This is a genomic window from Ruminiclostridium sufflavum DSM 19573 (genome assembly GCF_003208175.1).
In the GTDB taxonomy this organism is placed as follows: Bacteria; Bacillota; Clostridia; order Acetivibrionales; family DSM-1351; genus Ruminiclostridium; species Ruminiclostridium sufflavum.
Genome location: NZ_QKMR01000002.1, coordinates 110,955 through 125,295, shown reverse-complemented (window position 1 = coordinate 125,295; position 14,341 = coordinate 110,955). Strand labels below are relative to the sequence as shown.

Here is a 14,341-nt window from a genome sequence, read left to right as displayed (position 1 = left end):
AGCAGATTCATGCCGTACTGAAATAAAATTTGGTACCACAAAAGCAGAGCATGGACATAATTATGAAATTACGAAAAGCTATATCTATTATTATATCAAAATTTACTATTTTTACATTGCACCTTTTAAGAAGAGGAGGCACTACCCTTCCCGGCAAAATAGCATTAAAAATATATCCGGGTATTCTTGAATCAATTGCAAAAGACTTTGAGATTATAATGGTTACCGGTACAAACGGAAAGACCACAACAACCAGAATTATCGAAGAAATCCTGAAAAATAACAATATAAACTACATAACCAATAAGTCAGGCGCCAATCTGCTGAGCGGAATAACGACCTTATTTATTCAGGCAGTTTCCCCCGGCGGTAAGCCAAGACATAAGGTTGCACTGATTGAGAGTGATGAAGCTGCCTTCAATCAGGTGACAAAGCATATTACACCAAAAGCGGTAGTTGTTACAAACTTTTTCAGGGATCAGCTGGACAGATACGGCGAACTTTATTCCACGCTGAATGCGGTAAAATCCGGTCTTGAGCATACAGCTGAAAATACGGCTTTAATACTGAATGCAGATGATTCAATGTGCGCTTCTCTGGGTGAAGGCACTTCAAAACCGGTTTTTTATTACGGCATAAGCTGCGAGGCATATCAGGGAAATTCTGAAAATGTTAATTCCGATGCTATGTTCTGTATTTTCTGCAAAAGCAAATATGAATATTCAAATCATATATATGGTCATCTTGGAAGCTTTTACTGCACAGGCTGCGGCTATAAGAGACCGGCTGCCGATTTGGAATGTACAGAAATACAGGAAGCCGGAAGCAGCTTTACAACTGTTAAGTGGACATGCACTTCCTCTTTATTGCAGGAGAAAAAAGAGTTTGTTACAAGGATAAACCTCCCCGGCTTGTACAATGTCTATAATGCAATGGCAGCAGCAGCATTAGGTCTTACATTGAAATACAGTGCCGATACCATATCTGAAGCCCTTCAATCCTTTGAATCCGGTTTTGGAAGAATGGAATCAATAAATGTCGGGGACAAAACCGTCAAGCTGATACTGGTTAAAAATCCTACCGGTTTCAATCAGGTTCTCAGCTTTTTAGCACTTGACAAGCAGCCGTTAAATATTTCCTTTATAATTAATGACAACTTAGCTGACGGCACTGATATTTCATGGCTGTGGGATGTTGATTTTGAACAGCTGAATAGTGTTGCGGACAATATTGACAGACTGGTTACCTCCGGCATAAGAGGGGAAGATATGGCTGTGCGTCTTAAATACAGCGGTCTTGATACCTCTAAAATCAAAATCATAAAGGATTACAATATGCTTATTGACGAGGGCTTGAAAGGAACCCGGTCAGGAGGCTGTTACTATATACTTCCCACATATACCGCAATGCTTGAAATCCGTGGTATTTTGAAGAAAAAATTCAATCTGAAGGAGTTCTGGAAATAATGCTTGATTTGAATATTTGTCATCTATACCCTGATCTCTTGAATACTTACGGAGACAGAGGCAATATGTTAGCCTTGCAAAGACGTGCCCAGTGGCACGGCATAAATGTAGCCATACAAAATATAACCATTGGTGACAGCTTTGATGCATCTGCCTTTGATATTGTATTTTTGGGCGGCGGGCAGGATTACGAGCAGGAAATTATTCAAAAGGATGTTCTTGAGCAAAAAGGCTCTGAAATTAAAAATGCAATCAATAACATGAAGGTTTTTTTGTGTATTTGCGGCGGTTTCCAGCTCATGGGGAAATACTATAAGACTTGGGACGGCAAAGAAATTGAGTTTCTGGATGCTCTCGACTTATGGACTGTGGGCGGCAAGGAAAGAATGATTGGAAATATAGTCTTTGAGAGCGATATAATAAGTGATGAAGGAAAACCTCTCAAAATAGCGGGCTTTGAAAATCACTCCGGCAGAACCTATCTGGGAAGTGATATCCGTCCCCTTGGCAAGGTTCTGTACGGCAATGGCAATAATGGAACTGACGGCTATGAAGGCGCCGTATATAACAATGTCTACTGTTCATATTCCCACGGAAGCCTTCTTCCAAAAAACCCCTTGCTGACAGACCATCTGCTCACTCTTGCATTGAAGCAAAAATACGATACTTTCAGTGCTTTGAATATACTTGACGATACATTTGAAAATGCGGCAAGAGCTAGTGTTATACAAAGAATTTTAAAATAAATGATTTCTGTTATAAAAAAAGTATTGACTTATTTTGTAATAACATGTTAGTATACTAAGTAATATAATATTTATTTAAAAATGTGATGAATGGGAAAAGTAAATTATATGAGTCTTCACAGCGAGCAATGAAATGATGGAAGCATTGCAGGATAGTATACTTGAAGTTCTCCCACGAACAGTTGGCTGAAACTTTTTTTGTAGGTCGTACCGGGGCTTTCCCGTTATAGAAAGAGTGTATCGGATTATTTATATGATTCCTGTACATGCATGAGTGGGTTTTAACCAATTTGGGTGGTAACGCGTGGATACAAGTCTTCGTCCCTAGTTTTTAGGGATGAGGACTTTTTTGTACCATAAAAAGGATATTTATCCGTATATTTTCCTTCACAGAGGCTCGCTCAATAGAAATCAGGCAGAAGAAACCAAGCATAAATTTGAGGAGGTAATAAAATATGATTATAGTAATGAAACAAGCTGCAACAAAGCAAGATATTCAAAGTGTTGAAAATAAGTTAATCGAACTCGGATTTAAGACTCATCCCATATATGGGGATGTAAAAACTGTAATAGGCGCAATAGGTGATAAACGGCTTCTGAATATTCATGCCGTTTCACAAATGCAGGGTGTCGAAACCTTAGTACCAATTATGAAGCCATATAAGCTGGCAAGCAACGAGCTGCAGCAGGCACCAACAATAATTGATTTAGGGGATGTCAAAATCGGAGGGAAAGAAATTGTTGTAATGGCAGGGCCTTGCGCTATTGAGAATGAAAAGGATTTCATCTCAACAGCCGAAAGTGTTAAGCGCAGCGGAGCGAAGATACTTCGAGGAGGTGCGTTCAAGCCTCGAAGCTCACCGTATGCCTTTCAGGGACTTGAAGAAGACGGCCTTAAAATAATGGTTGCCGGACGTGAAGCCACAGGACTTAAGCTAGTTACAGAAGTAGTCGACACAAGAGATGTTGAGCTTGTAAACAAGTATACGGATATATTCCAGATAGGTGCAAGAAATATGCAGAATTTCCGGCTTCTGAGCGAGGTAGGCATGACAAATAAGCCTGTTCTTCTGAAAAGGGGTTTGTCGGCAACAATCGAAGAATGGCTTATGGCAGCTGAGTATATAATCGCTGAGGGAAACCAGAATGTTATACTCTGTGAAAGAGGTATACGTACCTTTGAAACAATGACAAGAAATACTCTTGATTTAAGTGCCGTTCCCGTAATAAAAGAAGTTTCCCATCTTCCTGTTATTGTTGATCCAAGTCATGCAACAGGTAATTGGAAATATGTTCCTGCGCTTGCAAAGGGTGCTGTGGCAACAGGCGCTGACGGCTTGATAATTGAAGTTCATCTTAACCCTCCCACCGCTTTGTGCGATGGTCCCCAATCACTAAGGCCCGAAAGATTCGGTACATTAATGGATGAATTAAGGCTGGTCGCTCAATCTGTTCAAAGAACTATTTAAGTTTTGCTAAAGCTCACGAAACAGAGTATCAAAAAAACACCTTACTTCATAAGTGAAAATATCACGAAGTAGGGTGTTTATGTATCTAAGCCAAGGCATCAGAACTACAAGGCATTCTACAGTCCCTCATCAAAAGGCTCCAGCGAAAAATCCTGTACACCGTTGAAAACAACCTTAATATATTTTACATCTCCGTATTTAGCCTTATCCAAGGCATTTAGAAGAATGTACACCGAGGTATTATCATATATTTTAATATTAATCCTGTCAAAAATATCCTTTTGCAGTACGTCTAAAACTGCATTTACGTTTTCAACAGCCGAATGATTTGACTTTGTCTCAACAACTACAGGCATTTTAAGGTTGTCCGGATTTAATATCTTTACATGTATAATTCCAGGCTCAATTACATTGTCTGTAGGATACAGCAAATCCCTTTCGAAAAGCACTGAACTCATTTCTTCTCCTCCTCGTAAAAAAGTGAAATAATCCACATTTATAAAATATCACTATTTTTGTCCATCGTAAAGCTTTTTATATACATAATTATATCTTTTAATCTTTTTCACATAATTCTCAGTTTCTTCAAAGGGTATCCTGTCCAAGGTTTTCCCATTACTGCTGATATCAGTATTTTTCAGCCACTTTGATACGTTTCCGCTGCCCGCATTGTATGCGGTAAGCGCAAGCTCAACATTGCTGTCATATTGGTTAAGCAGCCTTGCAATATACCAGCAGCCTATTCTTATATTAGTCTCCGGCTCCAGCAGCATACCGCTTTCAAAATTTTCAATATTCATTTTTTCTGCCGCCCACTCTCCCGTACTGTCCATTATCTGCATCAAGCCTTTTGCATTTCTTACAGACACCGCATTGGGATTAAACCCACTCTCTGCCTTAATAATCGAATATACAAGATTTCTATCCAGTCCGTATTCATCAGAATACCTTTCAACATACTGTGAATACTTTATAGGATACATATATTTCAGAATATATCCTATTGAATTAACTGCAAAAACAACTGCCAATATAAAAACTAAAAAAATCAATAGTCCTTTGTACCTGCTCCTGCTCTTTCTCTTCAAAAAATCACCTCTGGCCCAATAATTTCAGATTTTGCCTAAAGCTGCGGAAATTCCTGTTCACAATTATATTCTTGCAAAATACTGTTAAATTGGTATTTAACCATTTCTTTCAAATGTAAATAATCCTTGTCATTATAAATTACGATATTTGCTATAGCCATATACTCTTCTTCCCGGATTTGAGAATTGATTCTGGAAACTGCTTCATCATATGTCATACCGCTTCTTTTAATAATTCTGTCTATTCGCAGTTCCTTTGATGCCGTCACTGTCCATACCTGATCGCACAAATCAAGGAAGCCTTTCCCTACAGGTATAGGAGCATCAATAACAATAACCCTTGTCTTAGCTGCAAGCAGTTCCTCCACCTTTTCCTGTATTCTCTGAGCGACATGCTTGTGCATAATGCCATTGAGCCTTTGAAGCTTATCCTTATCCCGGAAAACCTCCTCCGCCAGCTTCTTTCTTTGCAGCTGTCCGCCGTTATCAGCCATATCCCTGCCAAACACAGCAAGCAGCTCCTCAAGTGCCTTCTCACCCGGCATAACAATCTGCCTGCTGATAACATCCGCATCAATAACCATGGCTCCAAGCTCTTGAAGTATTCCGCTGACAGTACTTTTCCCGCTTCCTATTCCTCCGGTCACACCCAGTACTATTGAATCCTTATTTTGTTTCATACCAGGTATCTCCATGCTTAACATCTACAGTAAGAGGAACCGTCAGAGACACTGCATTTTCCATGCAATCCTTCAGAAGCCTTGAAACCTCTTCCAGCTCTGATTTTTCAGTCTCTATTATAAGTTCGTCATGCACCTGCAGTATTAATCTTGATTTTAATTTTCTTTTTTTAAGTTCATTATAGCCTTTTACCATTGAAATCTTAATAATATCGGCCGCCGAGCCCTGAATCGGCGTATTCATTGCTACACGCTCTCCAAAAGAACGCATATGAAAATTACTTGACTTCAGCTCGGGAAGATATCTTCTTCTGTTAAAAATAGTGGTCACATACCCAAACTCTTTGCCCTTTTCAACCGTTTCACTCATATATTGCTTTACACCTGAATACTTGTCAAGATATTCATCTATATACCTTTTAGCTTCCTTTCGGGTAACTCCAATATCCTGAGCAAGGCTGAAATCACCTATCCCGTATACAATGCCGAAGTTCACAGCCTTTGCTCTGGATCTCATAATGGGAGAAACCTCCTCCACAGGAATTCCAAATACCTTTGAGGCAGTTGTTGAATGAATGTCCTCATTGCTGTTAAAAGCCTCTGACATATTTTTATCACCGGTAATATGAGCCAGAACCCTAAGCTCAATCTGTGAATAGTCCGCATCCAGCAAAACATAATTTTTGTCTGACGGAATGAAAACCTTCCTGATTTTACGTCCAAGCTCCAGTTTTATCGGTATATTCTGGAGATTAGGCTCTGTACTGCTGATTCTTCCGGTAGCAGTAACAGTCTGATTAAAGCTGGAATGTATTTTATCTGTGCTCTTGTCTATAACCGCCAACAGTCCGTCTGCATAGGTTGATTTCAATTTCATTAATTGCCTGTATTCCAGTATTCTGTGTACAATCTCATGCTTGTGAGAAAGCTTTTCCAATACCTCCGCGCCGGTTGAATATCCTGTTTTTGTCTTTTTAGCCGCAGGCAGTCCCAGCTTCTCAAACAAGATAACTCCCAATTGCTTAGGTGAATTGATGTTAAAATCCTCACCGGCAAGCATATATATTTCATTTTCCAAAACAGAAATTTTTCCGTCAAGCTCTTTTGAGAAAATCTGAAGTCCTGCCACATCTATCTTGAAGCCCCAAAGCTCCATATCCGCAAGCACCTCGACAAGGGGCAGCTCAATATCATAAAATAACTCTTCCTGTCCGTTCTCCTTGATAATCGGGGTAAAGCGCTGCACTAATTCAAAAATAACCTTGGCACAGGTGGCACATATTGCGGAAGAATCCGCTTCCAACTCCTGCACCTGCTTTTTCCCATGTTTGTCATACAGATTTTCTGCGGGAATTATAGCCTTATTCAAAATATCCTCGGAAAGCTCCGAAATCCTGTAGCTGCTTCTGGTAGGCTCAAGTATATATGCCGCAATCATTGTATCAAAGGCAATACCGTCTATTTCTATACCGGCTGCTTTTAAATGCCTGATAAACAGCTTAAGGTCATGACCATATTTACTTATATTCTTATTTTCAAATACTTCCTTTAAAGCCTGTATGGCCATACCGCTTGTGAAGTCACTTGAAAATATCAATACCCCGGGGACAGAGCCTTCTTCACATGCATATATGCAAAGATCATCAATAAAGCTGCCTGACAAATCCATATGGTAATGGATAGTAACAGCCCTGCTCTTTTTTATTAAATCAGTATAGTCTGCCAATTCAGCTACAGAACTGATTTCCTTATACTCAACGGACATGTTGGCTAAAGCCTGAGAGCCTGAATCGTCTTTCAATCCAAATTTTTCTATAAATAATTTAAACTCCAGCTTTTTAAAAACTTCATAGAGCTTTTGCCTATCAAATTCCATTCTCAGGTATTGACTCATGCCACAGATATCCGGTATCCTTCTGTCAATTGCAGCAAGCCTTTTACAAAGGAAAGCCAACTCCTTGTTTGCCTCCAGCTTTTCACGAACGCCTTTTTTCTCAACCGAATCAATATTTTCATACAGTTCCTCAATGCTGTTAAATTTTTTAATCAGCTCAAGTGCTGTCTTTTCACCTATTCCGGGCACACCAGGTATATTGTCCGAAGCATCTCCCATCAGCCCCTTTACATCAATAAGCTGATTTGGAATAACTCCATACTTCTCCACTACCTTTTTGTAATCATATTCATCCGTCTCAGTTTTATTTCCTCTGGTCACAGGCAGTTTAATCCTTGTAGTGCCTGATGCAAGCTGCAATGAATCTCTGTCACCTGTTAACAATATGGCTTCAATTTCATTTTCCTGTGCACACAGCGAAATCGTACCAAGTATGTCATCTGCCTCAAAGCCTTCAACTTCAACTCTACTTATGTTCATTGCATCCAATACCTGCTTAATTATTGGAACCTGCTCGGCTAATTCAGCAGGCATTCCCTTTCTCTGAGCTTTATATTGGTCATACTCCTTATGCCTGAAGGTCGGTGCTTTCAAATCAAACGCCACGCATAGATATTTCGGCTCTTCCTCTGCCAGATATTTAGAAAGGATATTAATAAAACCAAATACGGCATTTGTGTGAACACCCTCCGAGGTTGTAAGTGACGCTGTTTTACTAAGCCCGTAAAAAGCTCTGTTCAAAATGCTATTACCATCAACAATCATTATCTTATCCAAAAAATCAAGCCTCCCTGGGCATCGTGCAAGTTTAGAAAACTGATACTATGAAAGTCCAAAATACATTCTGACAACAACTATTTCTTTTCTATCGGATATTTTTTCCATTGCTTCATTAAGTCCTGCCTCTTCAGTCTCATATGCAGATGTATCCTCACCGTTTTCCGATGCTTCCGTAATTTTATTATTAATCTCAATTTTTCTGTTATTCAAATTATTATAAATATCACTGATGTCCTTTTCTATTATATCAGTTTTATAACCAAATTCCAGATTATATTTTGATGCCTGATTTTTAAGCCTGCTGTATTGACTCAGTGTCATATAGCAGTCAATATATTCCGGTTGAGCCTTTTCCTCACTGCTCCCGGAATTATTTAATCTGTCTGCGCCCTCAATCTGATTAACGGCTGCACTGTTACTACCGGCATTATTTAATTCAACAGCGCCTATTTCTTTAATCAGCCTTCTATAAGCTTCCAATTCTTTTCCCTGCTGTGATAATTTGACTTTCAATTCGGCAAAATTTGAAATATGAGTACCGGAATCGGCAGCCATACCTGCTGTCAACGAAAATGCTCCTGCTTCATCCTCCGGCTCGGAGCTGTTCACAGCTGTATCTGCTCCTGCATCTGCCTTTTCCTGATATTTTCTGGTTTTCAGATTGGCTTCTTCATCATTACTTTGTTTTTTCTCCGGCGGCAAGATTTCACCAAAAGCTCTTTTTGTACTATTGCTATCAGGTGCTGCCCCCGAGCTCTGCTGCACAGACTCCTTATCCTGCATCAAGGTGCTTCCGCTGTCCTTATTCTGCTTTATGCCGCTTTCCACTTCACTGCTGTTAGAATTATTCCCGATATTACCGGTATCCTCTGACTTTTTTGTTTCAACACTTTGTGCGGCTTCAGCATCTGAAGCGGTACTTGCCGTATTGTAGGCTTTCTTCATAATACCCAAATCAGGAAGCAGGTTATATGCCAACAGGGATATAACGAGAACAGCTGCAGCCGAAAATCCGGCAATAATTTTTTGGTTTTTTATAAAAAATAAATGCTTTCTCTTGCTTATATCCCTATTATCATTTAATTTTTCCAGCCTGTTATGAAGAGCTTCAGAGAAATCCCCGGGCAGAGGTACTTCTTCCTCTTCTCTGCAAAGCCCGGCAAAATACAAAGCTGCTTTAAGCTTAGCAGAGCATTGGCTGCATTGTTCGGCATGATTCAAAAATTCCTCTGCCGTTTTCTCATCTAATAATTCATCTATATATAATGATATATATTCATCGCATTCCTTGCAAAAATTCATAGCTGCCCCTCCCTTCATATTTATTTGACGTAATCTGTAAATAAATGTTCCTTATCTTCGCACAATAAATCTCTTAGCTCTGCTCTTGCTCTGCTGATTCTTGATTTGACAGTTCCAACAGGCGCCTGTGTAATTTCAGCTATTTCATCATAACTGAAACCGTTAAAATCCCTGAGGATAATTATCAGCCTGCTTTTTTCACCCATAGCTGACAGCGCATCATTAATGGCCTTTCTCTGAGCATTAAGCTCTGCCAGCTTTTCAGGCCCCGGACTGCTTGAAATCAGCATATCTTTTACCTTTATATCATCATAAACATTTTGCTCAAGAGAAATATCTTTTCTGTTTTTATTTTTTCTCAAATAGTCAAGGCAAACATTAGTTGCAATACGATACAGCCAAGTTGAAACAGAACAATTGCCTTTAAAAGCCTTTATATATCTGAAGGCTTTTATAAACACCTCCTGAGCCTGCTCACCGGCATCCTCGGGATTATTCAGCATTCTGCAGCAAATATTATAAACCCTTGAATAAAAGCTGCCGGTAAGCTCCTCAAACGCCTGAATATTTCCGTCTCGTGCTTTTGTTAACAAAATATTTTCGTTTTCAAGTCTCATACCCTTTTTATCCTGCTTTCTTTTAAAGGTGAACCCCTTTAATTTTAACTAAAGGTCAATTTCTATCGGCTGATAACAAGTTAATAATTTGGTATATACAGCTGATTCAAAAAATCACCCTGACGATGCTCGTTTTTCAGCTGATAATGCATGACTAAAGTCAATTATGCTTAAAGCCTTAGCACAACAAAACCGGAACGATATGTATCATTTTTTAGGCGGATTATGCTTTTAAGCTGTACGTTCCGCGCAGCCTAGGTCCTGAATTCATTTTCAGCTTAGGAGGCCTGGCCTCAAACCTAACCTATCGGCTTTAGCCGATAGTAATTGACTTTAGTAATATATTATATCATAATATATTACTTGTGTATTACTATAACGAAATTTAAAATTTTGTATACTATATACATATTTACTTAAAAATCTGCGAAAATTTTTTCTGATTTTGCAGGAGGTTTATACCCGCCTTATAGAGAATTATTTATATATAAAGATTATTTTAAGAAATTTAGTCAGAAAAAGCTGCAATATGTTCCTAAAGTATTTTGCGCCTGCAACTGCTTGAAAAATTACAAGCAGTTTCCATATTTATGACTAGGCTTCATTTTTAAGCCGATTATCCGGCGTGGAGGTTAGCTTGAAAAGGCTCGAAGACGACATATAAACATTGTGCATTTCGAGCTGGTCTTTACCAAATTTTTGTGCCCAAATTGGGCGTGGAGGTTATTATGATTAGTACTGTTCTTGTAACTGATGATAATGCTTTAGATAATGCTATTCTCAGGAATTATCTCTATAGGGAACGTCTTAATTTTATATCTGCACTTAACGGAAGAGAAGCCCTTGACATGATAGAAAGCAGAAATGTGGACATTATAGTTTTAGATTTAGAAATGCCTGTAATGGATGGATTTGTTTTTTTAGAAATGTTTTCTAAAACCGACCTGTACAGGAATATTCCGATAATTGTGGCTTCAAGTGCCGAAACGGATGCTTTAAACAAAGCCTTTGCTTATGATATTTTTGATTATATCCCGAAACCTCTTACTAATACCAATAAGCTTATATTTGTTAATAAAATCCGAAAAGCATTGGAATTCAGGAAAATGAAATTAGAACTCAACAAGCTGAAAATAAAGTAAATAAGTATTCATATTGTAACACACACACCCGGATAGCTTATAGTTACTTTTCCCTCTCTTGCCAGAAGCGGTCCCATAAGAATAATCGAAGATCTCATTTCTGTTGCAAGGTTTTCAGGTACAATAGTGGAAGATATCGTTGATGAATCTATTATCGCAGTGTTATCTTCTACTTTTATTTTACATCCTATTTTTCTTAAAATATCTAAAATAACTTCCACATCCCTGAACATTGGGCAATTCTTTATAATATTTTCTCCTCCGTTTAAAATTGTTGCAGCCAGTATAGGCAAAACTGAATTTTTTGCCCCTTCAATCCTGAGCTCTCCCTTTAATTTTTTACCTCCCGTGACTATTATTTTGCTCATAATAAAAATACACCTCCGTCACATTGGGACATTATTAATATCATTGCTTCCACGTGATTCCCTCCTTAAGATACTGATTTCAGTATGATTTTCATATATGAAGCTGTTAACAGTCATTATAGAATTCTTAAGCTTGCATATCTGCAATGCAATATTGTTTAATGTAATAAAAAGGCATCAGGTACAAATCTCTGCAATATTATTTTATGCTTTTGAGAATAAAGTGTTACTCACCTTTATTTGTTAAAAAAGTTAATAACTATCGGCGTAATACACAATACTGCCATCGATTAGCTTGAGTCTGAAATTGTATGTATGTTAAAAGGGCAGTATTCAGCTCTTACATGATACAACAGTATTATTGACAGTCGTATCAAAATGCTTATTTCTGCCCTTGAAACTATTATTTTTAACTATTACATTTGTGACTGTATATTTTTTACCTTTTGCTGTGCCATTGAAATTTCTTGCTGATTAGCATTTTGAACAGGATACCAGCCTTTTTGGGACATGATATCAAAAACCTGCTTCTGCCCATTAAAGGTCTTTGTCAAAATACTCTCAGCATCACTCCTGAGCATTGGGCAAGCGCTCTCCAGTACCAGGTTTGTCAGTGAGGATGCAGACAGCTTGTGTTCATTTAAAATTGATGACATTATTTCCTTATCAGTTAAATTTGCCAAAATATTCCCTCCTATCTATTATTGTGCGGCAGTATTTATATGCTTCATCAGAATTTGCAAGTCATTTTTTTCATCGCTCGCCAATTGGTTGCAAAGATTCTTTACCTGACTGTCTGCTGCAATCTGGGCACATCCCTGCAAATATTTGATATTGTTCTCACACATACTGATATTATCCTGTATCAGCATAAGTTCTTTGCTTGTAAGTGGCATGTTAATCCTCCTTATTTATTTATACTCTGATTTTCAAGTCATTACTTTTCAGTGGTATTCATTCCTGTCTGCTAACAACCCGAATTCTATATTATTTTTTTCAAAAAAGCAGGTAATATTCCGGAAATTTTTGGATAAGGCTATATTTTCAGAAATTTAAAAGCTGCTGCAGATATTTATTAAAACCCCTGAAATACAGCGGGGAGAATTTATTCTGCAACAGCTCAACAATATTGAATTAATGCTTAAATTTTCGATTTCCTTCGACACTTTAAATACCTAGCCGTTAACCTTTACTTTTACAAAATTCTTTTTACCTCTTTGCAGCATCATTTGATCATCAACAAGATCATTTTTCCCTACAAGGTAATCAAAGCTACTCACTTTGTTTTCATTCAGCGAAACTCCTCCCTGCTGAACAGCTCTTCGTGCTTCGCTCTTTGAAGGTGTAAGTCCTGCAAGTACCAGCAGATCAGTAATTTTTATTCCGGCTTCAAGCTCGGATAGGCTGATATCAACAGCCGGGATATTATCAGACTTTCCTTTGCCTCCAAAAATAGCCTCTGCCGCCTCTTTTGCCTTCAAGGCTTCAGCTTCGCCATGAACAATTTTAGTCACCTCATAAGCAAGCACCGATTTAGCTTCATTTATCCGTGCATCCTCAAGAGAGCCCAGTCTCCTGACATCCTCCATCGGTAAGAATGTCAGCAATGCCAGACACCTTTCTACATCATTGTCACTTACATTTCTCCAGTACTGGTAAAATTCATATGGGCTTGTTTTCTGAGGGTCAAGCCATAAAGCACCATTCTCGGTTTTTCCCATCTTTTTGCCTTCACTTGTAGTCAGAAGAGTAAAGGTCATACCGTAAACACTTTTCCCCTCGCATTTTCTGACCAATTCAAGCCCTCCGAGAATATTCGACCATTGATCATCACCGCCCAGCTGCATTTGGCAGTCATATTTTCTGTTAAGCACCAAAAAGTCATAACCCTGCATTAACATATAATTAAATTCCAGAAAGGTTAAGCCCTTTTCCATACGGCTTTTGAAACATTCGGCAGTAAGCATTCTGTTAACAGAGAAATGTACTCCAACCTCTCTTAAAAATTCAACATAGTTTAAATCCAGAAGCCAATCGGAATTATCAACCATAATGGCCTTATCCTCCGAGAAATCAATAAATTTTGATATTTGAGTTTTAAAGCAGCTGGAATTATGGGAGATAAGCTCCTTTGTCATCATTCTTCTCATATCATTCTTACCTGTAGGGTCTCCAACCATCGCTGTTCCCCCTCCGATAAGCGCAATCGGTCTGTGCCCGTGCTGCTGCATATGAGCCATAACCATTAATTGCAGAAAATGTCCGACATGCAAGCTGTCTGCAGTAGGATCAAAGCCAATATAAAAAGTCACATTTTTTTCACTTAATAATTTTCTCACTTCATCTTCATGTGTAATCTGAGCAATAAAGCCTCTTTCCTGTAAAACATCAAATACATTTTTCATTTCAACTCTCTCCTGACATTCTAAATTATTTGAATTTTATATCTGCATATTGGCTTTTATACGGATAAGTACGAGCAGCAGCCCATACTGCCTATAAAAAAATAAAAGCCCCTTGTCCTTGTATAAGGACGAAGAGCTCGTGGTACCACCTTAATTCGTACTTAAAGAATATACCTGTATACTTAGTTAATTTACCTGTTTATATAAAATTCCGGAATAAATTAAATAAAAAATACACTTATTATCTTTAAATACCTTAAAATGCTATAACGGGCAAACCCGGCAAAAGCAGCTCATAATCTGTAATTCACCATCCTGCGCATTTCAATCTTTTCACCAACCAGATTGCTCTCTGAAAATAACTGCAGGCAGCTAATGGAATTA

Annotated in this window: 14 protein-coding genes and 1 other annotated feature; of the genes, 4 read left to right on the top strand and 10 right to left on the bottom strand. The window is 38.3% G+C overall.

Going from position 1 to position 14,341, the window contains the following annotated elements; translation table 11 throughout:
- The first annotated feature begins 62 nt into the window (after window positions 1-62).
- From LY28_RS01920 to aroF, 3 genes are all read left to right on the top strand, one after another.
- Window positions 63-1,466 (top strand): Mur ligase family protein, encoded by a 1,404-nt coding sequence (locus tag LY28_RS01920; RefSeq protein WP_110460640.1) that lies wholly within the window; start codon window positions 63-65, stop codon window positions 1,464-1,466.
- Complete coding sequence (locus tag LY28_RS01915; protein WP_110460482.1) at window positions 1,466-2,212, top strand: type 1 glutamine amidotransferase; 747 nt, start codon at window positions 1,466-1,468, stop codon at window positions 2,210-2,212. The genes LY28_RS01920 and LY28_RS01915 overlap by 1 nt, the downstream gene beginning before the upstream one ends.
- Window positions 2,213-2,289: 77 nt before the next feature.
- Window positions 2,290-2,541, top strand: a binding site (T-box leader).
- A 126-nt stretch (window positions 2,542-2,667) separates the two neighbouring features.
- Complete coding sequence (aroF, locus tag LY28_RS01910) at window positions 2,668-3,681, top strand: 3-deoxy-7-phosphoheptulonate synthase (RefSeq protein WP_110460481.1); 1,014 nt, start codon at window positions 2,668-2,670, stop codon at window positions 3,679-3,681.
- A 116-nt stretch (window positions 3,682-3,797) separates the two neighbouring features.
- Here aroF and LY28_RS01905 read toward each other — a convergent pair whose 3' ends face one another.
- The 6 genes from LY28_RS01905 to LY28_RS01880 are packed head-to-tail and all read right to left on the bottom strand — an operon-like array spanning window position 3,798 to window position 10,042.
- A complete protein-coding gene (locus tag LY28_RS01905) occupies window positions 3,798-4,139 on the bottom strand; it encodes a hypothetical protein (protein ID WP_110460480.1) in 342 nt (113 codons plus the stop codon).
- Window positions 4,140-4,190: 51 nt separating this feature from the next.
- Complete coding sequence (locus tag LY28_RS01900; protein WP_110460479.1) at window positions 4,191-4,769, bottom strand: lytic transglycosylase domain-containing protein; 579 nt, start codon at window positions 4,767-4,769, stop codon at window positions 4,191-4,193.
- A gap of 35 nt (window positions 4,770-4,804) precedes the next feature.
- Window positions 4,805-5,449 carry a dephospho-CoA kinase gene (coaE, locus tag LY28_RS01895; RefSeq protein ID WP_110460478.1) on the bottom strand — a complete coding sequence of 215 codons (645 nt, stop codon included), beginning with the start codon at window positions 5,447-5,449 and terminating at the stop codon, window positions 4,805-4,807.
- A complete protein-coding gene (gene polA / locus LY28_RS01890; RefSeq protein ID WP_110460639.1) occupies window positions 5,436-8,108 on the bottom strand; it encodes a DNA polymerase I in 2,673 nt (890 codons plus the stop codon). Before polA ends, coaE begins: the two co-directional genes overlap by 14 nt.
- 57 nt (window positions 8,109-8,165) lie before the next feature.
- Window positions 8,166-9,425 (bottom strand): anti-sigma factor family protein, encoded by a 1,260-nt coding sequence (locus LY28_RS01885; protein ID WP_165835465.1) that lies wholly within the window; start codon window positions 9,423-9,425, stop codon window positions 8,166-8,168.
- A gap of 20 nt (window positions 9,426-9,445) precedes the next feature.
- Window positions 9,446-10,042 (bottom strand): RNA polymerase sigma factor, encoded by a 597-nt coding sequence (locus LY28_RS01880; protein ID WP_110460476.1) that lies wholly within the window; start codon window positions 10,040-10,042, stop codon window positions 9,446-9,448.
- 728 nt (window positions 10,043-10,770) lie between these two features.
- On the opposite strand from LY28_RS01880, the gene LY28_RS01875 reads away from it, so the two are divergent.
- Complete coding sequence (locus LY28_RS01875) at window positions 10,771-11,184, top strand: response regulator (protein ID WP_110460475.1); 414 nt, start codon at window positions 10,771-10,773, stop codon at window positions 11,182-11,184.
- Between the two features lie 8 nt (window positions 11,185-11,192).
- On the opposite strand, the gene LY28_RS01870 is transcribed toward LY28_RS01875, so the two are convergent.
- The 4 genes from LY28_RS01870 to tyrS all read right to left on the bottom strand — a co-directional run bounded on the left by LY28_RS01870 (window position 11,193) and on the right by tyrS (window position 13,957).
- On the bottom strand, window positions 11,193-11,552 hold the full coding sequence (locus tag LY28_RS01870; protein ID WP_110460474.1) for a UDP-N-acetylglucosamine 1-carboxyvinyltransferase: 360 nt from the start codon (window positions 11,550-11,552) through the stop codon (window positions 11,193-11,195).
- A 416-nt stretch (window positions 11,553-11,968) separates the two neighbouring features.
- Window positions 11,969-12,235 (bottom strand): spore coat protein, encoded by a 267-nt coding sequence (locus tag LY28_RS01865; RefSeq protein WP_110460473.1) that lies wholly within the window; start codon window positions 12,233-12,235, stop codon window positions 11,969-11,971.
- An 18-nt stretch (window positions 12,236-12,253) separates the two neighbouring features.
- Window positions 12,254-12,448, bottom strand: coding sequence for a hypothetical protein (locus LY28_RS01860; RefSeq protein WP_110460472.1), 195 nt, complete (start codon window positions 12,446-12,448; stop codon window positions 12,254-12,256).
- A gap of 279 nt (window positions 12,449-12,727) precedes the next feature.
- Entirely contained in the window at window positions 12,728-13,957 is a 1,230-nt protein-coding gene (gene tyrS, locus LY28_RS01855) for a tyrosine--tRNA ligase (RefSeq protein ID WP_110460471.1), read from the bottom strand.
- Window positions 13,958-14,341: the final 384 nt, after the last annotated feature.